The 22,833-nt window shown below is 63.2% G+C and carries 20 protein-coding genes and 1 pseudogene; 12 read left to right on the top strand and 9 right to left on the bottom strand.

Annotated features, from left to right (window positions below):
* Positions 1 to 63: 63 nt before the first annotated feature.
* Positions 64 to 1,872, top strand: a complete 1,809-nt coding sequence (locus ACTHNZ_RS15650) for a methyl-accepting chemotaxis protein (protein WP_440543434.1) — start codon at positions 64 to 66, stop codon at positions 1,870 to 1,872.
* 84 nt (positions 1,873 to 1,956) lie between these two features.
* On the opposite strand, the gene ACTHNZ_RS15645 is transcribed toward ACTHNZ_RS15650, so the two are convergent.
* The 6 genes from ACTHNZ_RS15645 to ACTHNZ_RS15620 all read right to left on the bottom strand — a co-directional run bounded on the left by ACTHNZ_RS15645 (position 1,957) and on the right by ACTHNZ_RS15620 (position 8,638).
* Complete coding sequence (locus ACTHNZ_RS15645) at positions 1,957 to 3,429, bottom strand: NAD-dependent succinate-semialdehyde dehydrogenase (RefSeq protein WP_440543433.1); 1,473 nt, start codon at positions 3,427 to 3,429, stop codon at positions 1,957 to 1,959.
* Positions 3,430 to 3,538: 109 nt separating this feature from the next.
* The gene (locus ACTHNZ_RS15640; RefSeq protein WP_440543432.1) at positions 3,539 to 4,627 is read right to left on the bottom strand and encodes a tartrate dehydrogenase; all 1,089 of its coding nucleotides are present in this window, start codon (positions 4,625 to 4,627) and stop codon (positions 3,539 to 3,541) included.
* A gap of 124 nt (positions 4,628 to 4,751) precedes the next feature.
* Positions 4,752 to 5,243, bottom strand: a complete 492-nt coding sequence (locus ACTHNZ_RS15635; protein ID WP_440543431.1) for an Lrp/AsnC family transcriptional regulator — start codon at positions 5,241 to 5,243, stop codon at positions 4,752 to 4,754.
* 39 nt (positions 5,244 to 5,282) lie between these two features.
* Positions 5,283 to 6,680, bottom strand: coding sequence for an aspartate aminotransferase family protein (locus ACTHNZ_RS15630; RefSeq protein WP_440543430.1), 1,398 nt, complete (start codon positions 6,678 to 6,680; stop codon positions 5,283 to 5,285).
* A gap of 158 nt (positions 6,681 to 6,838) precedes the next feature.
* On the bottom strand, positions 6,839 to 7,765 hold the full coding sequence (locus tag ACTHNZ_RS15625) for a 2-hydroxyacid dehydrogenase (protein ID WP_440543429.1): 927 nt from the start codon (positions 7,763 to 7,765) through the stop codon (positions 6,839 to 6,841).
* Positions 7,766 to 7,777: 12 nt separating this feature from the next.
* Positions 7,778 to 8,638: a GNAT family N-acetyltransferase gene (locus ACTHNZ_RS15620; RefSeq protein WP_440543428.1), complete on the bottom strand. Its 861-nt coding sequence runs from the start codon at positions 8,636 to 8,638 to the stop codon at positions 7,778 to 7,780.
* 310 nt (positions 8,639 to 8,948) lie between these two features.
* Between ACTHNZ_RS15620 and ACTHNZ_RS15615 the strand changes: the two genes are divergently transcribed.
* The 8 genes from ACTHNZ_RS15615 (at position 8,949) to ACTHNZ_RS15580 (ending at position 17,816) form a co-directional block, all read left to right on the top strand.
* Positions 8,949 to 9,617, top strand: coding sequence for a haloacid dehalogenase type II (locus ACTHNZ_RS15615; RefSeq protein ID WP_440543427.1), 669 nt, complete (start codon positions 8,949 to 8,951; stop codon positions 9,615 to 9,617).
* Positions 9,618 to 9,690: 73 nt separating this feature from the next.
* Complete coding sequence (locus tag ACTHNZ_RS15610) at positions 9,691 to 10,968, top strand: NAD(P)/FAD-dependent oxidoreductase (protein WP_440543425.1); 1,278 nt, start codon at positions 9,691 to 9,693, stop codon at positions 10,966 to 10,968.
* Between the two features lie 142 nt (positions 10,969 to 11,110).
* Positions 11,111 to 12,730, top strand: coding sequence for an ABC transporter substrate-binding protein (locus ACTHNZ_RS15605; RefSeq protein WP_440543424.1), 1,620 nt, complete (start codon positions 11,111 to 11,113; stop codon positions 12,728 to 12,730).
* A 129-nt stretch (positions 12,731 to 12,859) separates the two neighbouring features.
* Positions 12,860 to 13,816, top strand: a complete 957-nt coding sequence (locus ACTHNZ_RS15600) for an ABC transporter permease (protein WP_440543423.1) — start codon at positions 12,860 to 12,862, stop codon at positions 13,814 to 13,816.
* The gene (locus ACTHNZ_RS15595; RefSeq protein ID WP_440543422.1) at positions 13,813 to 14,727 is read left to right on the top strand and encodes an ABC transporter permease; all 915 of its coding nucleotides are present in this window, start codon (positions 13,813 to 13,815) and stop codon (positions 14,725 to 14,727) included. The genes ACTHNZ_RS15600 and ACTHNZ_RS15595 overlap by 4 nt, the downstream gene beginning before the upstream one ends.
* A complete protein-coding gene (locus ACTHNZ_RS15590; RefSeq protein WP_440543421.1) occupies positions 14,724 to 16,568 on the top strand; it encodes an ABC transporter ATP-binding protein in 1,845 nt (614 codons plus the stop codon). Before ACTHNZ_RS15595 ends, ACTHNZ_RS15590 begins: the two co-directional genes overlap by 4 nt.
* An 84-nt stretch (positions 16,569 to 16,652) precedes the next feature.
* A complete protein-coding gene (locus ACTHNZ_RS15585) occupies positions 16,653 to 17,105 on the top strand; it encodes a helix-turn-helix domain-containing protein (protein WP_440543420.1) in 453 nt (150 codons plus the stop codon).
* A 60-nt stretch (positions 17,106 to 17,165) separates the two neighbouring features.
* The gene (locus ACTHNZ_RS15580; protein WP_440543419.1) at positions 17,166 to 17,816 is read left to right on the top strand and encodes a nucleoside/nucleotide kinase family protein; all 651 of its coding nucleotides are present in this window, start codon (positions 17,166 to 17,168) and stop codon (positions 17,814 to 17,816) included.
* 31 nt (positions 17,817 to 17,847) lie between these two features.
* Here ACTHNZ_RS15580 and ACTHNZ_RS15575 read toward each other — a convergent pair whose 3' ends face one another.
* A complete protein-coding gene (locus tag ACTHNZ_RS15575) occupies positions 17,848 to 18,552 on the bottom strand; it encodes an SDR family oxidoreductase (RefSeq protein ID WP_440543418.1) in 705 nt (234 codons plus the stop codon).
* A gap of 341 nt (positions 18,553 to 18,893) precedes the next feature.
* Here ACTHNZ_RS15575 and ACTHNZ_RS15570 point away from each other — a divergent pair, with 341 nt between their 5' ends.
* A complete protein-coding gene (locus ACTHNZ_RS15570) occupies positions 18,894 to 20,012 on the top strand; it encodes an ABC transporter substrate-binding protein (protein WP_440543417.1) in 1,119 nt (372 codons plus the stop codon).
* Positions 20,013 to 20,116: 104 nt separating this feature from the next.
* On the opposite strand, the gene ACTHNZ_RS15565 is transcribed toward ACTHNZ_RS15570, so the two are convergent.
* Entirely contained in the window at positions 20,117 to 20,662 is a 546-nt protein-coding gene (locus ACTHNZ_RS15565) for a hypothetical protein (RefSeq protein WP_440543416.1), read from the bottom strand.
* A gap of 244 nt (positions 20,663 to 20,906) precedes the next feature.
* Here ACTHNZ_RS15565 and ACTHNZ_RS15560 point away from each other — a divergent pair, with 244 nt between their 5' ends.
* Complete coding sequence (locus ACTHNZ_RS15560) at positions 20,907 to 21,524, top strand: glutathione S-transferase family protein (RefSeq protein WP_440543415.1); 618 nt, start codon at positions 20,907 to 20,909, stop codon at positions 21,522 to 21,524.
* 28 nt (positions 21,525 to 21,552) lie between these two features.
* Here the strand turns inward: ACTHNZ_RS15560 and ACTHNZ_RS15555 are convergent.
* Positions 21,553 to 21,699, bottom strand: a pseudogene (locus tag ACTHNZ_RS15555) (transcriptional regulator); the annotation flags it as partial.
* A 160-nt stretch (positions 21,700 to 21,859) separates the two neighbouring features.
* Between ACTHNZ_RS15555 and ACTHNZ_RS15550 the strand changes: the two are divergent.
* Complete coding sequence (locus ACTHNZ_RS15550) at positions 21,860 to 22,657, top strand: hypothetical protein (RefSeq protein WP_440543414.1); 798 nt, start codon at positions 21,860 to 21,862, stop codon at positions 22,655 to 22,657.
* Positions 22,658 to 22,833: the final 176 nt, after the last annotated feature.

Below are 22,833 nucleotides of genomic sequence, written 5' to 3'. Positions count from 1 at the left end.
AAGCCGGGTAAGAGGCTCGTTCCTCGCACGCCACCTTTTCAGTTCCACAGTACGGGGTTTTGTATGAATACTTTGACGAGCAGCATCCGCGCTCGTATCGCAGCAATTCTTGGCGCGTGCATTGTCCTCATGGTCGTCATCGGGGTGTTCTCGCTGACGGGACTCTCCAAACTGAACGGCCTGGTGAACGAAGGCTACAACGGTAATACGGTTCCGATCATCCAGCTCAGTGCAATACGGGCTTCGATGCTCGACGTTCGCCTGCAGTTTCGCCGTCTGCAGGTGTTCCGCGACGATCCGCAAAAGGCGAAGGACTCGGCCGAGGCGGCGCGCGGCGACATCGATAAACTCGCCAACGCGTGGAAGAGCTACTATCCGGCCGAGGTTTCGTCCGGCGAAGAGCGCGCCGTCGCCGACAAGATCAATGCGGGCTTGGGCGAATTCGTGCGCATGTCCAACGATATCGCGGCCGACGTGACGGCCGACCCGCAAAAGGCCATGGCCGATGCTGCTCAGATCGAGCAGCATGCGGCCGCGGGTCGAACGCTGAGCGACTTGCTCTCGCAAGACATTGCCGTCAACGATGCGCAAGCGAAGGCTTCGGTCACCGAAAGCGAATCCACGTTCAGGACCATTTTCGCCGTTGCGGGGGCGCTGCTGGCCGTCGCCGTCGCGATTGCGTTGATCGGCGCCGTTTTCCTGCAGCGCTGGATCATGAAGCCGCTGACGAAAGCGATCGGTGTCGCCACCCAAATCGCGTCGGGACGGCTCGACAATCGCGTCGTGGTCGATGCAGGCGGAGAATTCGGGCAATTGCTGAGCGCGCTCAAGGAGATGGACGAGAAGCTGAGCCAGACGGTGCGCGGGATCAAGACTTCGGCCGAATCGGTTGCAGGCGCGTCGAGCGAAATCGCGACCGGCAACGTCGACCTCTCCGCCCGCACCGAGCAGCAAGCGGCCTCGCTCGAGGAAACCGCGGCCAGCATGACGCAGTTGACCCAGACCGTGAAGCAGAACGCAGATAACGCGGAGCAAGCGACTGCGCTCGCGACCAATGCGACCGATCTCGCGAATCAGGGCAATGAAGCGGTGCAAGTCATGGTGGGCACGATCGAGAAGATCAGCGGCAGCTCGACGAAGATCTCCGAGATCACCGCCGTGATCGAAGGCATTGCCTTCCAAACGAACATCCTGGCCCTGAACGCGGCCGTCGAAGCTGCTCGGGCCGGCGAGCAGGGGCGCGGCTTCGCCGTCGTCGCCAGCGAGGTGCGCTCGCTGGCGCAGCGCTCAGCTACCGCGGCGAAAGAAATCAAGGAGCTGATCGGCAGCTCGGTCGATGAAATCCACGACAGCGTGCGCCAGGCCGCCGAAGTCGGCTCGTCGATGAACCACGTCAAGGGCGCGATCAAGCAGGTGTCCGACCTCGTGCAGGAAATCGCCGCCGCCTCGGCCGAGCAGAGCCGCGGCATCGAGCAAATCGGGCAGGCCGTTTCACAGATGGATGAGGTCACGCAGCAAAATGCCGCGCTCGTGGAAGAAGCGGCGGCTGCCGCCAAATCGCTCGAGGATCAGGCCTCGACGTTGCGTCAGGCCGTTGGGACGTTCAGGTTGAGCGAAACCGCGGATTCGGCGGTACATGCGCGCCCCGCGACGGCACCGAAACGTGTCGCGGCGCCCGCGCGCCCCGTTCGACCCGCCGCGCATGCGGCACATGTAGCGCATCGTGCCGTGGCGCGAGAACCGGCCATCGGCACCAAGGCGTTGCCGGTTCGCCGCGAAAGCCAAGCGGCGAAGCCGCAGCGCCGCGAGGCTGCGCCGGAGCTCCGGACCGCGCTGGCCGCCGTCGACGACAAAAGCTGGGAAACGTTCTAACGGCCTAGCGTTCCGACGTTCCGACGTTGTGATGGCAGGCACGCGCGGCGATGGTCTCGAAAGGGACCATCGCCGCGCGGCGCGTCAGGCGAGATTCCCCTGGCACAGATACTTGATCGACAAGTAATCGTCGAGGCCGTATTTCGAACCTTCTCGGCCGTACCCCGATTCCTTCACGCCGCCGAACGGGGCGGCTTCGCTCGAGATGGCGCCCTCGTTGATGCCGACGAGGCCGGTCTCCAACGCTCGCGACACACGTTCGATCCGCTTCAGATCGGTGCTGTAGAAGTACGAGGCCAGCCCGAAGGGCGTGGCGTTCGCGGCCTCGATGACGGTGCGCTCGTCCTCGAAGCGGAACAGCGGCACGACGGGGCCAAAGGTTTCTTCTTCGCAAAGCAGCATGCTCGCGTTCGCATTGGCGAGCACCGTGGGCGCGTAGAAGTTGGAACCGAGTTCGGAAAGGCGCTTGCCGCCCGTCAAGATCCGGGCGCCGCGGGTCAAGGCATCGTCGACATGCCGAGCGATCTTATCGACCGCGCGCGCGTTGATCATCGGCCCGATCTGCGTCGAAGCATCGCTGGCGGGCCCGACCTTCAAGGCTTGCACTCGCTCGGTCAGCAATGCCGCAAAGCGCTCGTAGACGCCCGCGTGCACATACACGCGGTTCGGGCAAACGCATGTCTGCCCGCCATTGCGGAACTTCGAAACGATCAAGCCGGCCACGGCGGCATCGAGATCGGCATCGTCGAATACGATGAACGGCGCGTTGCCGCCCAACTCGAGCGAAAGCTTCTTGAGCGTCCCCGCTGATTCGCGGGCCAAGTGCTTGCCCACGGCCGTCGAGCCCGTGAACGTGATCTTGCGCACGCGCGGATCGTGCAGCCAATCGGCGACCGCATCGACCGTCCGCTCGCGCGAAGCGGTGATGAGATTGAGCACCCCCGGCGGCACGCCGGCTTCATGGGCCAGCAGCACGAGCGCCGATGCCGTGAGCGGCGTGTCCTCGGCGGGCTTGCCCACCACGGTGCAGCCGGCCGCCAGAGCGGGCGCGATCTTGCGCGCGATCATCGCGAGCGGAAAATTCCAGGGTGTTACGGCAGCGACGATTCCGATCGGCTCTTTGATCGCGCTCATGCGCTTGCCGCGTTGCTGCTGCGGGATCAAATCGCCATAAATGCGCGTCGCTTCCTCGGCGAACCACGCGACATAGGAGGCGCCGTACGCCACTTCGCCGCGTCCCTCGGAAAGCGGCTTGCCTTGCTCGCGAGAGATCAGGGCACCGAGGGCATCCTGGTGCGCAAGGATGAGCGCATGCCAGCGCCGCAGTATTTCGGCACGCTCTTTCGGCAAAGTATCGCGCCAGGCGGGTAGGGCGGCCGCCGCGGCGTCGGTCGCCGCACGCGCATCGGCGGCGCGGCTATCGGCCACTTCGACGATCGGCTTGCCGTCCGCCGGATCGGTCACCGCAAAGCGCGCGCCGTCGATGGCCGGCACCCATTGCCCGCCGATGAAGTTTTCCGTGCGAATCAATTCTTCGGGCGAAAAGATGCGCGTCATGTTCAATGCTCCTGCAGGCGTGTCGGTTGCGGCGGCGCCGGCCCGGGTGTGTCGGCGCGGGCGGCCACTGCGACGGGGTTGTCGGATCGATCGTTCTGATCGTTTTTGATCAAGCGTCGGCGATTCGTTTGGCGATCGCCGCGCCCACTTCGTCGGTTTTCGCGGTCCCGCCTAGGTCGCCCGTGCGGGGGCCGTCCTTCAGCGTCGCCTCGATCGCGGCGAGGATCGCGTCGTGCGCCTCACGCTCCTTGCCGCCGTGATGGCCGAGGAAGTCGAGCATCATCGCGGCCGACCAGATCATCGCGATCGGATTGGCGATTTGCTTGCCGGCGATGTCGGGCGCGGAACCGTGCACGGGCTCGAACAACGACGGAAACGTGCGGTCGGGGTTCAGGTTCGCCGACGGGGCCAGCCCGATCGTGCCGGTACATGCCGGGCCGAGGTCGGAGAGGATGTCGCCGAATAGATTCGTCGCCACGACCACGTCGAAGCGATCGGGGTTGAGCACGAAGCGCGCGCAAAGAATGTCGATGTGCTGCTTGTCCCATTTCACGTCGGGATAGCCGGCTGCGACTTCGGCCGCACGTTCGTCCCACCACGGCATGCTGATCGCGATGCCGTTGCTCTTCGTGGCCACGGTCAGCTTTTTCTTGCCGCGCCGCTGGGCGAGGTCGAATGCGAACTTCAGCACGCGCTCGCTGCCGCGCCGCGTAAAGATCGATTCCTGCAAGACGAACTCGCGCTCGGTGCCCGCGAACATCACGCCGCCCACCGACGAATATTCGCCCTCGGTGTTCTCGCGCACGATCCAGAAGTCGATGTCGCCGGCTTTGCGCCCGGCCAGCGGCGAGGGCACGCCTTCGAACAGCCGTGCCGGCCGCAGGTTGATGTATTGGTCGAATTCGCGCCGGAATTTGAGCAGCGAGCCCCAGAGCGAAATATGATCGGGCACCTTCTCGGGCCATCCCACCGCACCGAACAAAATTGCATCGCAGTGAGAAAGCTGCGCTTTCCAATCGTCGGGCATCATCTGACCGTGCTTCTCGTAGTAGTCGCAGCTCGCCCACTCGATATGCTCGTATTCGAGCGATATGCCGAAGCGGCGGCTTGCCGCATCGAGCACGCGCAAGCCCTCGGGCATGACCTCCGTGCCGATGCCGTCGCCGGGAATCACGGCGATTCGATATGTGCCAGCCATGACGCTATTGCCTCCTAAAGGAAAAGCCGAATTTTCTAGCGAAATGCGAAACCGGCCGCGTATGCGGCGCAGGCCGATTCCATGATGCGCGGCATGCGCTTTCGCGCCATGCCGCGCATACGATTCACGAGTGCGGGAACAGCACTTCGAGCGGATAATCCGTTTTCACGAACGGCGATTTGATGATCACGTAGCTGAAATACTTTTCGATTCCGATGTCGCGTTCGAGCAGGCCTTCGATCACGCTTTGGTAATGGCCGACACTGCGGGTCACGAACTTGAGCAGATAATCGTAGCCGCCGCTCGCCAGGTGACATTCCATGATTTCGTCGACGTTCCTGATCGCGGCCACGAAGCGGATGAAATCCTCGCGGCGGTGATCGGCAAGCGTGACCTCGGTGAATACGATTTGCACGTCGCCGAGCTTCTCGAGCTGGATCTGCGCGCCGTAGCCGACGATATAGCCAGCCTTCTCCAGGCGCTTGACGCGGATCAAGCATGGGCTCGGCGACAAACCGACGGCATCGGCGAGCTCGACGTTCGTGATGCGCCCGCGCTTCTGAAGTTGCGCAAGGATTCGCAGATCGATCCGGTCAAGCTTGTTATCGTCGCTCATCGCACTGTCGCCCGTGGCTTGCACTCACCAGCGGCTACTTTAGCACGCGACCGCGCGCGTTTTGCGGTCGAGCGCGGCGCGAACCTCGGGCTGCGCGAGCACCTCGTCGAGCGTCCCGCGCAGCCGCTCGAACAGCAGATCGAATTCGTCGGCCGTGTAGGACAATGCGGGAGCAAAGCCGAGGATGTTGTCGCCGAATGCGCGAAAAATCAGGCGGTTGCGGTAGGCTGCCGCCGCGATGCGATCGGGCAGCTTGAGCGCGGCGTCGAAGCCCGCCTTCGTTTCCTTGTCCGCGACGAGCTCGAGCGCACCGAGCAATCCGCGATGGCGTGAATCGCCCACGAGCGGATGCGCGAGCAAGGCATCGAGGCCCTGCGCGAAGCGCGGCGCCAGCGCCTGCGCGTTGGCGAGCAAGCCGCCCTCATGATAGAGCCGCATGACTTCGAGGCCGATGGCCGCGCTGACCGGATGCGCGGAATAAGTGTAGCCGTGCCCCACTGCGGCGTCGGGGCTTGCATCGGCAATGCCGCGATAGATTTCATCGGACATCAGCACCGCACCCATCGGCGCGTAGCCGGCCGTGAGGCCCTTCGCGACCGTCATCAGATCGGGCTCGACCTGTTCCGCCTCGCAGGCGAAGAGGGGGCCGGTGCGCCCGAAGCCGGTGATCACCTCATCGACAACGAACAGAATGCCGAGCCGGCGGCTTGCTTCGCGCATGGCTTTGAGCCATCCGACCGGCGGGACGATGACGCCGCCCGATCCTTGAATCGGCTCGCAGAAGAATGCCGCGACGTTCTCGGCCCCGAGTTCCGCAACCTTGGCTTCGAGCGCGGCGACCGACGCCGCAATGAGCGCCGCATCGTCGGCATAGCTGCCGCGGTACGCGTAGGGCGACGCGATGTAATGCTGATGCGGCAGGGGCAGATCGAAATGCCGATGAAAAACCGGCAGCGCGGTCAACCCCGAACCGACCGACGACGAACCGTGATAGCCGCGCTCGAGCGAGATGAATTGCTTTTTGTTCGGCCGACCCGTCGCGTTGAAGTAATGCGTGACGAAGCGCACCGCGGAGTCGACGGCGTCGGAGCCGCCGAGCGTGAAATAGACATGCTGGAGCGACGCCGGCGAGCGCTCGACGAGCTGGGAGGCAAGTTCGATCGCGGGCGCGGACCCGAAATGGAAGTAGCCGGTCGCATAGGGGAGCTTCTTCATTTGCTCCATCGCGACGTCGACGATGCTCTGCTGGCCGTACCCGACGTTGACGCACCACAGGCCGGCGAATGCATCGAGCAGTTCGTTGCCCTCGGCGTCGCGGACGAACGAGCCGCGTGCGGAATCGAGGATCGTGACGCCGCGGGCCTCATGGGCGCGGTAGTTCACGACGGGATGGATGAGATGCTTGCGGTCGGCTTCGATGAGCGAGGAAATCGACATGGTGGCGGGCCCGTACTGGTTTGAACGATGACGATTCATAGTACTGGCGATGGGCCTTGCATCGTTTCCAAAAAAGGTCCCTGAAAAGCGTGGGGCGCGCGTTTTGATGCATGGAGTCAGCACAAAATGCTGCTCTTCAGCACTGGCGCGCCCGAGCGTCAGTAGCCCCGGCTGCGATCGACTTCGCCGATCATCGGCTGCCCCAGGCGATGCCGGCGCAGGTTTTCGAGGACCGCTTCCACTGCGGTTTCGGGCCGCGTCGCGCTGGCGACGTGCGGGGTGATGCGCACGCGAGGGTGGCGCCAAAACGGATGGTCCGCGGGCAGCGGCTCCGGCGTCGTGACGTCGAGCAGCGCATAGCGCAGGTGTCCCGCGTCGAGCAACCGCAGCAAATCGTCTTGGACGAGGTGCGCGCCGCGTCCCGTTTGGATCAACGATGCGCCGCGCGGCAGCTTCCCGAGCAGACGCGCATCGAGCATATGGTGTGTGGCCGGCGTCAGCGGCAGCAGGCAAACGAGCACGTCCGTGCGAGCGAGGAATGCGTCCAGCGCGCCCTCTCCGGCATAGCATTGCACGCCGTCGATCGCATGCTCGGATCGGCTCCAGCCTGCACAGTTGTAGCCGAACGCGCGAAGCCGCTCGAGCACCGCTTGGCCCAGCATGCCGAGCCCGAGCACCCCGACGCGGCATGAGGCGGCGGGACGAACGGGCATCTCGCGCCACGCGGCATCCCGTTGCTGATGGGCATAGTCGAGGAAGTCCCGGTGAATCGTCAGCACGGCGTGCGTCACGTACTCGACCATGCCCTCGACGATGCCGGGCTCGACCATTCTGACGACCGGAACATGCGCGGGAATGGCGGCGAAGTCGAACTGGTCGATGCCGGCGCCCGTCGAAAACAGCACCTCCAGATTCGGGAGCGTGCGCGCGAGATCGGCGGGCGGCTGCCAGGCGGCGAGATAGCGGACTTGCTTCGGATCGCCGAGGTCGGGCCACACCTTGAAGGGGACATCGGGTGCGCGTTCGGCGAAAAGCTCGGCCCATACGGCGCCGCGAGCGGGGTCGGCCTTATAGAGAAACGTCATTTACGGAACCGGTCAGCAGATGGCTTGGTTGATGATGCCGTACTGCGCGAACTGCGCATCGGGCGGTGGCATGTACGCGGCGTTGCGCAGCATCTTGACGACGCTGTCCACCCGCGTGAGCCCGAGCGATTCGAGCCATTCCGTGAGGCCGCTTTCGGCTGGGACGTCGACGCGGACGAACATTCCCGGATTCGACGCCAGCCAATGCCCGATCAATGCTTTCGCACGGACGGTGTTCTCGTCGCGCGGTGCGACGACCGGACCGATCGCGCGGCCACGGCCGAACCGGCGAAACAGCGCGAAGCCGATCAACTCGCCGTCGCGATCCAAGCCGATCCCGTCGGCGGCTTCGATGAGCGGCGGCAGCACCGATGCTCGATCGAGTCCGCTGGCGCGCGAGGCCAGCTCGACGAGACGCGGCGTGTCGTTGACGCCGAGCGGGCGCAGCCGCTCGCGCGACGGCAATTCGACCAGCGGCGGCTGCAGCGCGGCTCCTTGGTGTTGGTCGAGCATGCCGACGGGCGCGAAACCGAGCTTTTCGTAAAGAGGGCGTCCTACCTCGGTGGCATGCAGGACGGTGGCGCGGGGGCCGAGCTCTTCCAGTCCCATTTCCATCAGGCGCCGGCCGATGCCGTATCCCTGGTGTTCCGGAGAGACGATGACCATGCCGAGCGACGACGTGTGTGCGCCGTACTTCCAGCAGAGCAAGGTTCCGATCACGCGTGAGTCGCGTTCGGCCACGAAGCCGACGCCGATGTTCGCGACGAATTGCCAATCTTCCGCGCGATGCGGCCATTTGAGCTGGGCCGTCAGTGCGTGCGCAGCCTCGATGTCGGCCGATGTGAAGCGCCTGTAATGAATGGAGTCGGACACGCGTACCCCCTCAGGGTCTGGATTGACACGAACTGTGTCATGCGGCGTGCGAACTGACTAGGACGATCTTTTCGTCGCGCGCGGCGCGGCCCCGCGAACGGTTGATGGGCGTGGAGCGCCGCAGACTCTGCTGCCGGCCCGGGGCAAAACGCACGATTTATGTCATCGGCGCTCGCCAAATCAGAGACATCTATGTTTTTGCATTGATTTAATGTCGTCATGACGTGAGCGTTCGCACGATGGTGCGGCGGCTCGGAACCATCGCAACCCGTCGCAACCGACTGAAGAACCTACTTGAGGAAGCACTGAGATGATCGACTTCGAGCCGAAATACATCACTTTCGACTGTTATGGCACGCTGACTCGGTTCCGCATGGCCGAGATGACGCGCGAGTTCTACGGCAAAGCGCTCGATGCCGCCAAGCTCGAAAGCCTCGTCCAGTTCTTCTCGGGCTATCGCCGCGACGAGGTGCTGGGTGCGTGGAAACCCTACCGCGACGTCGTCGTCAATGCGCTGCGTCGCGCCTGCGAGCGCGTGGGCGCGTCGTTCGACGAGGCCCACGCCGAGAGTATCTATCTCGCCGTGCCGACCTGGGGCCCGCATGCGGACGTGCCGGAAGGGCTTTCGCGTCTCGCCAAGAAATACAAGCTCGTGATTCTGTCGAACGCGTCGGACGATCAGATCCAACGCAACGTCGATTTGCTCGGCGCACCGTTTCATGCCGTGTTTACGGCGCAGCAAGCCCAATCGTACAAGCCGCGCATGCAGGGCTTCGAATACATGTTCGACCAGCTCGATTGCAATCCCGAGGACGTGCTGCACGTCTCGTCGAGCCCGCGCTACGATCTGATGACGGCCCATGACCTCGGCATCAAGCACAAGGCGTTCGTCAACCGTGGCCATGAGCCCGCGGCGCCGTACTACGAGTCCTACGAAGTCAAGGACATTCCGCATCTGGCGTCTTTGTTGGGGCTTTGATGCGCCTAGCTTTAACGTTGGAGGGATTCGGCGTTCGCGCCGATGCCATTCGAACCCGATCGAGGAAAGCCAGATGAAGCTCGAGTCCTATTGGCTCGATACCGCGCCCGCCGTGTCGTTCGGCAACGACGCTGCCGTGCAAGGACGTGTGGACGTTGCCGTCGTCGGCGGCGGCTTCACGGGTCTTTCCGCGGCGCTTGCGCTGGCGCGGCGCGGGGCGAGCGTGGCGCTGCTCGATGCCGGCCGCATCGGCGGCGGCGCGTCGGGCCGCAACGGCGGGCACGTCAACACGGGCGTCGCACAGGACTTCGGTGCGCTCATCAAGCAACTCGGGCGCGAACGCGCACGCCGCTGCTACCTCGCTTATGCGTCGGCCGTCGACACGGTCGAGCGGCTCATTCGCGAGGAATCGATCGATTGCGACTATCTTGCCTCGGGCAAGCTCAAGCTCGCCGCGAAGCCGCATCATTACGAGCATCTCGCGCAGACGGCCGAGCTGATTCATCGCGAGGTCGATCAGAACATCGAACTCATCGACGCGACGCGCATCGGCGACGAAGTGCAATCCGACCGGTTCTACGGCGGGCTGCTGCAGCGCCACGGCGGCCAGATGCACATGGGCAAGTTCGCCGTCGGGCTTGCGCAAGCGGCCGCCCGCAACGGCGCGGCGCTTTACGAGCACGCGCCGGTCTCGGCGATCGTCAAGCAAGGCGCGGGCGGTTATCGGATCGTCTCGAGCCGCGGCGAGCTGACGGCGACGAACGTATTGATCGCCACCGGTCCCTCGAAGCATGGCCCGTTCTCCTGGTATCGGCGGCGCATCGCGCCGATCGGATCGTTCATCATCGTGACCGAGCCGTTGGGTGCGGACGTCGTCGCACGGATGTTTCCGAACCGGCGCGCCTATACGACGACGCGACTGATGCACAACTATTTCCGCTTGACGGCCGACAACCGGCTCGTATTCGGCGGCCGTGCCCGCTTCACGGCGTCCGAGCAACCGTCCGACGAGAAAAGCGGCCGCATCTTGCAGCGCAATCTTGCGGAGCTTTTCCCGACGCTCGCGCAGGCGCGCATCGACTATTGCTGGGGCGGCCTCGTCGACATGACGGCCGATCGCCTGCCTCGGGCAGGCCAGCACGACGGCCTGTATTTCTCGATGGGTTACAGCGGACACGGCACGCAGATGTCGACCCACATGGGGCAGGTGATGGCCGACGTCATCGAGGGACGCGAAGACGCGAATCCTTGGCGCGATTTTTCATGGCCCGCGATTCCGGGCCATACCGGCAAGCCGTGGTTCTTGCCGATCGTCGGAACCTACTATCGCATCAAGGACGTGTTTTATTGAATCGTTTTATCGACCCCGTCCAGCAAGTGCAGTACCGCAGCACCGAAGTACCGCAGTGCCGTTACGACGCAGGCAGTCAAGACCTGCGCGGCGTATCGATCCATTTATTTGCCACCCTTGGCTTACCTCGCGGAGAAGTTCAATGAAAAAGGACACCTCACAATACGGTCCTGTTGCGTCCGAGACCACGCTCGAACAATTGACCGCGAAGGGCACTTCGCGACGCGATGCGCTGCGTGCGCTCGTTGCCGCGGGCCTCGTCACCGTCACGGGTGGCGGCCTGCTCGTCGCGAGCACCGCGGCTCACGCGCAAGCGAAGCCGAAGCAAGGCGGCAAGATTCGCGTGGCGACGCAGTCGTCGTCGACGGCCGATACGCTCGATCCCGCCAAGGGCGCGCTCGCGACGGACTACGTCCGCTGCAACATGATCTACAACGGGTTGACCGAGCTCGATGCGCACCTTGCCGCGCAAATGGCGCTGGCAAGCTCGTTCGATACGAAGGATGCGAAGGTTTGGACCGTGAAGCTGCGTTCGGGCGTGCAATTCCACGACGGCAAGCCGCTCACGCCGGCTGACGTCGTCTATTCGCTGCTGCGGCACAAGGATCCGGCAACGGCATCGAAGGCCAAGACGCTGGCCGATCAAATCGCCGACGCGAAAGCGACGGGACCGAATGAAGTGACGATCACGCTCACGGGCCCGAACGCCGATTTGCCGGTGATTCTCGGTGACGCGCATTTCTTGATCGTCAAGGACGGCACGAAGGATTTCTCCACGACGGCCATTGGCACGGGCCCCTTCAAACTCAAGGAATTCACGCCGGGCGTGCATACCGTCGTCGTCAAGAATGAGCACTATTGGAAGCCTGGCCTGCCGCACTTGGACGAGATCGAACTGATCGGGATCTCCGATGAACCGGCGCGCGTGAATGCGCTGCTTTCGGGCGACGTGCAGCTCATCAATCAAGTGACGCCGCAATCGGCCGCCCGCATCAAGGGCACGCCGGGGTACACCGTGCTGGAAACGAAGACGGGCCAGTACACCGACCTCATCATGCGCAACGAGGGTGGCATTACCGGCAATCAAGATTTCCGGCTCGGGCTCATGCACTTGCAAAACCGCGATCAAATGCGGCAAGCCGTGTTTCAAGGCTACGGATCGATCGGCAACGACCAGCCGATCGATCCGACGAACAAGTATTACTTCGCCGGTTTGCCGCAGCGCAAGTTCGATCCGGACAAGGCCAAGTTCTATTTCAAGAAGGCGGGGGTGGGCAGCACGTCTTTGCAATTGTTCGCCTCCCCGGCGGCCGACGGCTCGGTCGACATGGCGATGCTGCTGCAGCAGGCCGCGCCGCTCGCGGGTCTCAATCTGCAGGTGATGCGCGTGCCTGCCGACGGCTATTGGTCCAACCATTGGATGAAGCACCCGCTCAGCTACGGCAATATCAACGCTCGGCCTACCGCCGACATGCTGTTCACGCAGTTTTTCAAGTCCGATGCGCCTTGGAACGAGGCCAACTGGAAAGATCCGAAGTTCGATCAGATGCTGCTCGCGGCGCGCGGCGAACCCGATGAAGCCAAGCGCAAACAGATCTACGGCGACATGCAGGTACTCGTGCACGAGAAGGGCGGCATCGGCATCCCGATGTTCCTGAGTTCGATCGACGGGCACAGCGCGAAGCTTCAGGGTCTTGGGTCGATCCCGCTGCTGGGGTTGATGGGTTGCATGTTCGCCGAGCACGTGTGGCTCGAGGCTTGATGCATGCAACGCAGGCAAGCGCGGGTCCGGGCGTGAGGCTTCCCGGTTTCGTGCTTGCCTTGCGGACAGAGCGCGTGCCGGCGGTAAGCCGCCGATGCACCGACTGAGACTGGAGGAGGCATATTTTCGATGAAACATCCCGCGTATAGGCTCGTCGCGAGCCGCCTCGGCCTCGCGTTGCTGACCTTGCTCATCGTCTCGGCGATCGTGTTCGCCATGACGGGCCTCTTGCCCGGCGACGCCGCGCAAGAGGCGCTCGGGCAGGCTGCGACGCCCGAAGCCGTTGCGGCGTTGCGGCACCAATTCGGCCTCGATCAGCCCGCTTTGCAGCGCTACTTCGAGTGGCTCTTTCATATCGTGCGCGGTGACTTCGGCAATTCGATGTCGAATAGCCTGCCCGTCGTCAACCTGATCAAGACACGCTTGCCCAATTCGCTGATGCTCGCGGGCCTGACGACGATCGTCGCGGTGCCGGTCGCGTTGATCATCGGCATTTTGTCGGCGATGTATCGCGGCTCGTGGCTCGACCGCGTGCTCAATATCCTCACGTTGTCGACCGTTGCGGTGCCGGAGTTTCTCGTTGCGACGATCGCCGTGCTGATCTTCGCCGTGAAGCTGCACCTGCTGCCGGCGCTGTCGTATCTGTCGTCGGTTTCATCGTTCGGCGATTTGCTCCGCATCTATGCGATGCCCGTCATGACGCTGTGCTGCGTATTGATCGCGCAAATGGCACGCATGACGCGCGCGGCGGTGCTCGACCAATTGAGCTCCGGCTACGTCGAGATGGCGTGCTTGAAAGGCGCATCGCAAGTGCGCGTCGTGCTGCGCCACGTGCTGCCCAATGCGATCGGGCCGATCGCGAACGCGGTGGCACTGAGCTTGTCCTATCTGTTCGGCGGCGTGGTCATCGTCGAATCGATTTTCAACTACCCGGGACTCGCGAGCCTCATGGTGGATGCGGTGACCAACCGTGACATGCCGCTCGTGCAGGGCTGCGTCATGGTGTTTTGCGCAGCGTATCTCGCGCTCGTACTGATGGCCGACCTATGTCAGATCATTTCCAACCCGAGGCTTCGTCAACGATGAGCCGCTCCGCCAACACGTCCGTCCCGCACCCGGGCACGCAGATCTACGAAGACGGCGCGTCCGGCTCGGCCGCCCGACCCCGGCGGCGACGCGTGCTTCGCTTGTCGGGGCTCGGCAAGATCGGCTTTGCCCTCGTCTGCTTCTGGCTGTTCATTGCCGTATTCGGTCCGTTGCTCGCGCCCTACAAAGAGGGTGCGCTGACTTCGCCGTTCACGCTGGCGAGCTACAGCATGGCGCACCCGTTCGGCACGGACTATCTGGGCCGAGACATGTTGAGCCGCATTCTTTACGGCACGCGCTATACGGTGGGCCTCGCGCTGGCCGCCGCCGTGCTGGCGAGCGGCGTCGGCACCTGCCTCGGCCTGCTGGCGGCGATTTCCTCGCGCTGGGTCGACGAAGTGATGAGCCGCTTCTTCGATGCGCTGATTTCGATTCCGAGCAAAGTGCTGGCGCTCGTGGTGATCGCTGCATTCGGATCGTCGATTCCCGTGCTCACGCTCGTCGCCGCCGTCGCCTACACGCCCGGTGCCTTTCGCATATCGCGTTCGCTGGCCATCAATCTCATGACGCTCGAATACGTGCAGGTTGCGCGAGCACGCGGCGAACGCATGTGGTACATCGCACGCGTCGAGGTGCTGCCGAACATGATTCACCCGGTGATGGCCGATTTTGGGCTGCGTTTCGTCTTCATCGTTCTTTTGCTGAGCGGGCTCAGTTTCCTCGGCCTCGGCGTGCAGCCGCCCAACGCCGACTGGGGCTCGCTCGTGCGCGAGAACATCGGCGGCTTGTCGCAAGGCGCGCCGGCCGTATTGATGCCGTCGATCGCGATTGCGACGCTGACGGTCGGCATGAACCTGCTGATCGACAGCTTGCGCCGTCACGGCGGATTTGCGCAGGGAGGTCAGCAATGAGCGACGTCATGATCGAAGTGAAGGGGCTGCGCGTCGTCGCCGGCGGTGCGGAAGGGGCGCTCGTCGAGCTCGTGAAGGGCGTCGACTTCGTCGTGAAGAAGGGCGAAGTGCTCGCACTCATCGGCGAGTCGGGCTCCGGCAAGACGACGATCGCGTTGTCGTTGCTGGGCTATACGCGGCAGGGCTGCGCGTTTGCGGGGGGAAGCGTGCGCGTGGCCGGGACCGAGGTGCTCGCCCTGAGCGAGGCCGGCAGGCGCGCACTGCGCTCGCGCACGGTCGCCTACGTCGCCCAAAGCGCGGCAGCCGGCTTCAACCCGGCCCGCACGCTGATGGACCAGGTCATCGAGCCCGCGCTGCTGCATCGTTTGATGTCGCGCGAGGCTGCACGCGCCAAGGCCGTGGCGTTGTTCCGGGCGTTGGCGCTGCCGTCGCCCGAGCACATCGGCGATCGCTATCCTCACCAGGTGTCGGGCGGGCAACTGCAGCGCTTGATGGCGGCGATGGCGCTGATCACGGATCCCGCCGTGATCGTCTTCGACGAGCCGACGACGGCGCTCGACGTCACGACTCAAATCGAAGTGTTGGCCGCGTTCAAGCGCGTGATCAAGGAGGTCGGCACGACGGCGGTGTACGTATCGCACGATTTGGCCGTCGTGGCGCAGATGGCCGACCGTATCGTCGTTCTCAACGGAGGCGAAGTCCAGGAGAACGGCGACGTCGACCAAGTGCTCGATGCACCGGCGCATGCCTATACGCGTGCGCTGCTCGCGGCATCGGCGCATCGCGAGGGCAAGGCCGAGGACGCGCAGCGAGGCGAGCACGGGGCGGTAGCCACGCCGCTGCTGGAAATACGCGGGCTTTCGGCAGGCTATGGACGAATCGGGCGCGACGGCAACCCCGCGGTATGCGTGCTCGACGACGTCAACTTGTCGATTGCGCGCGGTAGCGCGCTGGGCGTGATCGGCGAATCCGGCTCGGGTAAGACGACGCTTGCGCGCGTCGTTGCCGGACTCGTCGAACGAGCGGGCGGCGACGTTCTCTTCGAAGGACAGCCGCTTTCCGCGCAATTGTCGGGCCGGACGTCCGATCAATACCGCAGAATCCAGCTCGTGTTCCAGAACGCGGACACCGCGCTCAATCCGAGCCACACGGTGGAGGAGATCCTCGGCCGGCCGCTCGCTTTCTACAAGGGATTGCGCGGTCCCGCGGCGAAGCGCCGGATCGCGGAGCTGCTCGATCTCGTCAAGCTGCCGGCCTCGATGGCGACGCGTCGACCGGGCGGCTTATCGGGCGGGCAAAAGCAGCGCGTCAATTTCGCGCGGGCGCTCGCTGCGGAGCCGTCGCTGATTCTTTGCGACGAAGTCACGTCGGCGCTCGATACGGTCGTCGGCGCGGCGATCCTCGACTTGCTGCGCGAGCTGCGCCGCGAGTTGAACGTGTCGTACATGTTCATCAGCCATGACATCTCGACGGTTCGTGCCGTCTGCGACGACGTCATCGTCCTTTATGCGGGCCGGCGCGTGGAAGCGGGGCAGCCGCGGCTGCTCGATCAACCGCCGCATCACCCCTATACGGGATTGCTCGTCGATTCGGTGCCCGCCCTCAAGCGCGGCTGGCTCGATGCCCGCTGCAACGTCGGGACAGCCGCACTTCCGCCGCTTGCGGACGGCTCGGGTGGCGATGAGCTTTGCGGTTTCCGCGCACGGTGCTCGGCCCGGATCGAAGGCAAATGCAACGCGCTGCGGCCACCGCTGCGAACGCTGCCTTCGGGCGTGCAGATTCTCTGCCATCGTTCGGCCGAGGAGTTGAAAGCGCTGCAGCCGCTGCGGGGCGCGGCGTGAGCGGACGGTTTTCGACAACGGCTCGATTGGCCGTCTTCATGGACGGGCGAGTGTGGATGCGGAGCAGGAAGAAGCGGGTGTGAGATGAGGCGAACCGAGGGGCTTGATCAGGCACGGGCGTTTATCGAGGCACACTTCAACGAACCGTTGACGCTCGAACAGATGGCCGCACCCGCGGCGCTCAGCATTTCGCGTTTCGCGACGGCGTTTCGCGAGCGTTTCGGAGCGTCGCCTTATCGATATCTGTGCGGCTTGCGCATTCAACGTGCGCAATCGCTGCTGCTTGCCGGCGTGCCCGGTATTGCGGTTGCCACCGAGGTCGGCTTTTTCGATCAAAGCCACTTCGGCCGGCATTTCAAGCGCATTTGCGGTATGACGCCGACAACGTTCGTCGCGCGCGCATTGACGAAGCACGGTGTAGGGATCACCTTGGGGCAACGCGTCGGCATCGACATCGACGATGCGGCCGTCATGGCGAAGGCCGGTCCATCGCGGGTGACCAAGCGCGCTTCGTCGAAGCATGGCTCAATCCGATGAGGACGGTAGAATCACAAGCGATGCACCTGGACCCCCTTCCCCTAGAGCCTTGAAAGCGCAATGCAGAAGGAAAATCGCACTGATCTTGCCGGGTTGACGCAGTATCTGCTCGATCTGAATGCCGACGCCAACGGCACACGCCGGCTAATTGCCATCGCGGGAGCGCCCGGCGCCGGCAAGAGCACGTTCGTCGAAACGCTTCGCGATCGGATCAACCGAGATCGGCCGGCGTTCGCTCGCATTCTTGCGATGGACGGCTATCACTTCGACGACCGCGTGCTCGAGGCGCGCGGCGACCGCGCGCGCAAGGGGGCGCCGCATACGTTCGACGTGGGCGGCCTCGAAGCGATGCTGGGGCGGCTGAGCGCGGATGACGGCAAGGACATCGCGGTTCCCGTCTTCGACCGCTCGCTCGAAATTGCCCGCGCCGGGGCGGAGATCATTTCCGCCTCGGCGAGGATCATTCTGGTGGAGGGCAACTATCTGCTGCTCGATGATCCGGCATGGGCACCGCTGAGGCGATACTTCGACGTGACCGTGATGCTCGACGTGCCGCGGCACGTATTGGTCGATCGCCTCGTGGCCCGGTGGCAAGGGTATGGGATGAGCGAAGCGGCCGTGCAAGAGAAACTCGAGAGCAACGACCTGCTCAATGCCGATCTCGTTCTTTCTCGCAGCGTGGCGGCCCAGTTCGTCGTCGCGAACTTTTGAGTGCTGGCGGGCGCTACCCCCACTGCGAGCGTTAAAGGGCGCGCACGATACCGCCATCGACGCGAATATTCTGGCCGGTGATGTAGCCTGCGGCATCGGACAGCAGGAACGCGACGGTTTGCGCGATCTCTTGCGTTTTGCCGAAGCGGCCAACCGGGATGCGCGCGACGATTTCCGGCGTTTCGGGCCAACTGTCGATGAAGCCAGGCAGCACCGAGTTGATTCGAACGTTGTCCTTGGCATAGCGATCGGCGTAAAGACGCGTGAACGAGCTCAACGCGGCGCACAGCGCGGATGAGACCGGCATGGCTTGTTCGGGCGCATCGGCGGCGAAGCTCGAGATATTCACCACCGCGCCGCCGCCTTGCTCGAGAAACGCCGGCGTCACTCGACGCAGCACGCGTGCGACGTTGAGCACGATGAGATCGAGGCCGGTGTGCCACTGATCGTCTGTGATGGAGAGCAGATCGCCCTTGGGAGGGTGGCCCGTGTTGTTTACGACGGCATCGATGCGGCCATATTTGTCGAGCGTTTCGCCAACGAGTTTGTCGATGTCGGCCGGTTCGGTCACGGAACCGGCAATGCCAAAGCCGCCGAGTTCTTTTGCGAGTTCGACGGCGTTCCCGGACGGCGACATCAACGCCAGGCGATAGCCGTTTTGCGCCAACTCGCGCGCGATGGCCGCGCCCATGCCTTTCCCGGCTGCGGTTACGAGTGCGACTTTTTCGACTGCCATGTGTTTCCTCCTTGGGTTGACCCGGTGCGTAGACGCGTACCCGGCCGCGTTCGATTGCCAACTTTATGGCGTGAGGATAGCGTTTGTCGAGTGACGTTGCTTGGTGCGCCAGCGCATTGCGTCCCCGCCGAACTGTTCACGGAATCCGACTAAACAGTCGAGGCAAACTTGTCGCAACTGTGCATGTCTTGCGCTTTCGTTATCGGAAACAATGCGGCTAGCCAGCCGGCCTCATCTTCCTGTGCCACCTATGCATCCTATCCGCGACTTCGAAATCGATCGACCGCCTTGCCATCGGGCGCATGAAGTACCGTTTTTCCATGGGCAGAGGGCTTGAACGGATGGATACGTCTCGATCGCCAATCGAACTGCGCGGCAGTGACGAGCTTTCCATCCGGGTCGGCGCGCTCGCTCCGCTGAGCCGCCCTGGGTGGACCGAGGCGGGGCAACACTTGGTCGCCGGGCTCGACTTGGCCGTCCGGGAAGTGAACGGCGCCGGCGGAATCTTGGGGCGGCCGCTCGAATTGATCGTCCGGGACACCGCTGCCGATCCGCAGAAGGCTGCGGCGGCCGTGGACGAATTGGCGGAATTGGGCGTGGCCGCGCTGGCGGGCGAGTATCACAGCGTCGTCGCTCGCGCCGTGGCTGCGCGAGCCGATACGCTCCGCCTGCCGTTCCTGTGCTCGTCAGCGGTGCTCGACGCACTCACCGAGCAGCCGACCGATTGGGTCGCTCGGCTACCACCGGCGCAGTCACACGGCTGGCGCATTTACGCGGATTTCCTTCGGAGGGCGGGGCACCGTCGAATCGCAGTGGCAATTCAGCCCAGCGTTTATTGGGCGGCGGGGACGCGGATTTTGCGTGACCATCTCGCGCTGTGCGGCGGTACCGTGGTCGAGCTCGACACTAGCATGCTGGCACTGGCAGCTGTTTGCGACGAACTGTTCGCGAGCCGGGCGACTATGCTTCTGCTATTGATCGGCGATCCGGACGCGGCTGCGTCGGTGGTCAGAGCGGTGCGCAGCGACGCGCGGCTGGCCGGCATTCAGATCGGCGCTCCGGCGGGGCAACCGGAGTTCGCTGCGTGGGCTGCGTCGCTCGGGCGCGATGGACTTGCGATTCCGTTTCTGCGCTATTTTCCCGAGCGCCTCACGCCGCTCGGTGCCCGTGTGGAGGCGGCGTTGCGCGAGCGCCTAGCCGCAGCGCCTTCGTTCGTCGCCTTCGAGGGATACGACACGATCATGGTCCTCGCCGACGTGCTCAGGTCACAGCGGGAGGAGGGGCGGGAAAGCGACGCGCTGTGGTCGCGCGTTGCAGTCGAAGGCACTCGCGGAACGATCACGTTTTCGCGTGTACCGGGCGTCAGTGTGTGGCAATGGGCTTGGCCTCCGGTACAGGTCGTCGACCGCGATCCCGATCCCGACCAACGCGGCGCCTTTCGAACGCTCCACGCCGGTTGACGCGTCATGCTGCAAACTCGCTCTTCACGGCGGGCACGATGTCAATCGTGGCTTCTTGCGAAGCGGTAGTCATGCTTTGGAGCGTGGAGATCGATTTCTGGTGCCTAGCCCGAGGTAGCGGCTAGCTCCTTCAATACGTTGGCGATTCTTTGCACTGGCTCGAAGGCGGGAGCACCTCGAGCCGGTGCGGCTGAAGGGCACCACGGATACGGTAGCGTTCGCGCCCAGGCCAGAATGGGCGTACTGCAGGCGTCGGGCAGCGTGTTCATTTCCTCGATCGTGATTTGCAGCTTCGAGATCTTCCCCTGGGTGTCGTCGAACTCCCATTGGTATTGGCCGAACCCGACACGGGCCGCACCGGCGCGCTTCTCCGTCATGCATACGAGCCAATGGCAATGCAGCGAAAGTTCGTTTTCGGGCGGCTTCCCGATGCAAAACGTGTAGACGTTTTCGTACTGAAGCGCAAACTGGCTAACGAGGACATTCGAAATCCCAGCGGCTCCTTTGATGCTAGTTGGAAATGATATTTCGCTGGTTTTTACATTCATGACGAGTTCTGCTTCGCTCGTGAATGCGTCGAAAATCAAATGTGGGCGATTGCAATCTTTTGCTGCGATGTAAGTTTCGATTGATTTTCGTAGTGATGACATTGGAATGCCCGCGGCAAGGGAGGGTGGACCGAGCTTAACATGGCATCGGGTAGGGGCGCTGATGCCCCTGCGGGCTCGATGGTCATGCGATGGCTCTGCCTTTTCTTCGATAAGGAATCTTTAACGCTTGCATCAATAATTTCTGCGTTGCGGGTTCCTGAATCGGTCGAGCATAATGAAATTCGATCTTTCGGTCGTATTTGGAACGACGGTTTGCGGAAACTCAATAACTGGAGAGGTTGAAATGCTGCTCTACCACCGCCCCACCTCGGGGCACAGCTACAAAGTTCGCCTTCTGCTGTCTTTCCTCGGGATCGACTACGACGAAAGGATCGTGAAAGCCGCGGCGGGAAAGAACATCGTCGATCCCGCTTACTACGATCTGAATCCAAGGGGGCAAATCCCGACGATCGACGATAACGGGCATGTCGTATGGGGCTCGACGGCCATCCTCGCGTACATCGCGGCACGCTATGATGCCGCCCGGACATGGTTGCCCGCATCACCCGAGAAAATGGCGGCGGTCATGCAGTGGATGGAACTCGCGCAGAACGAAGTCAACGGATTGTTTCTATCGCGCGCCATTCAACTGTTCGGCTATCCCGGGGACTTGACGTCCGCACAACGGGCAGGAAATAGGGCACTCGACATATTGGAAAGGCGTTTGACCGGTTGCCGCTGGCTCGCCGCTGGGGATGGCCCCAGCATTGGCGACATCGCGTGCTTTCCTTACGTTGCGCTGGCATCGGACAATGGCTTCGATCTTGCCGCTCGGCCCGCCGTGTGTGGATGGATCGACCGCATTGCATCGCTGAAGGGATTCGCGCCGATGCCGGGCATGGAGTCGCTGCTTTCGTCATAGCGCGGGGTGGCTTCGGCGTTGAGATGGGCTACGACGCCGCACCCATTCGCTTGCCCTTCCTCTTGATTTCGCGCGAGAGGTCTCCCAATGTCACCATCGCGAATTTTTCGAGCAAAGCCGCCTCGGCTTCCCTGACCGTCGCCGAAAGATGCGCGTTCACGGCTTGCTCGACGAGAGATCACAATCTCCCATCCCGGCGCTGCCGGTCGCGGACGTTTATGGGGCGCCAACGATGCACTCGACGCTCCGGCTGAAATCATCGAGAATGTTCGTTCCGAAAGCGCGGGCCGGGCGCGCGAGCGGTTGCTTTCACAAACAATATCCGAGGGGACGACATGGCCAATTTCGAAACGAAAGTCAGGGGGCTTTTTACGCAAAACGCCGATGGCGCAGCGTTCGACGCCTACACGAGCATCGGCAGTCAAATTCAAGTGGAAGGGCGCGCGAAAGTCTTTATCGAGAAGAAATTCTTTCCAAAGAGGCTCGAGAGATTCCAACTGATCGAACTCCCCAAGCCGTTCATCCCCCCCAAGCTCGTATATTCGCTCGAGTTGGACGAGGCTGCCGAGATAGGAAAGTTGCTAACGGCCGCCTACATGACCACCGATTACCGGCGCGTGCTTCAGGATCCGTACTGGATGCAGCTTTTCAACGTTCAAGACCGGGACTTCAACTACATCGAAGGCACTACGCCGCATACGAACACGGAGTCATCTCTGCCGTGTCACAACTGCGGCTTGATCCTACCGGCTTCTCATATCACGATCGATCACACGAAGCCGCAGGCGGGAGGGCAAGACCAGGCGATCTTGAAAGTTCTTCGGGGCTTGTATCGTGGCCTGACCATGATGCCGGGCAGCGGACACATGGCGTATGCGTACAGCTCTGGGGCGACCGACCCTTTGCCTACGAAGGCGGGCCGAGCCGCTTCATCGTCTTCCGAATTCGAAAAGGAACGGCGCTATACGCTGACGGCCAAGGGGATGACGATGCTGAGCGTGCTGATCGCGTCGACGGGCTTTCAGCCCGTGCTGAATGCCTGCATGCATTCGGCTTTTAATCTAAGACCGTACTGTGCCAAGTGCAATATCTCCAAGAGCAACACCCTTACGGATCTTTCTTGGATCAATTAGCAACGGCATTGGCACGGCTCGGCTCCTGCCAAAATCGCGCGGTCAATGCTCGACGCCCATCTGTTGCTGCACGAATCGCGACGGCGATGATCCGGCGCACCGAGTGAACGCCGTGCTGAATGCGCTCGCAGAGCCGTAGCCGACACGCTCGGCCACTTTCGCGACGCTGCCTTTGC

The organism is Trinickia sp. (assembly GCF_051953955.1).
Taxonomy (GTDB): Bacteria; Pseudomonadota; Gammaproteobacteria; order Burkholderiales; family Burkholderiaceae; genus Trinickia.
Note: the sequence above shows the minus strand (reverse complement) of the source record. Positions and strands in the feature narration are given on the sequence as shown.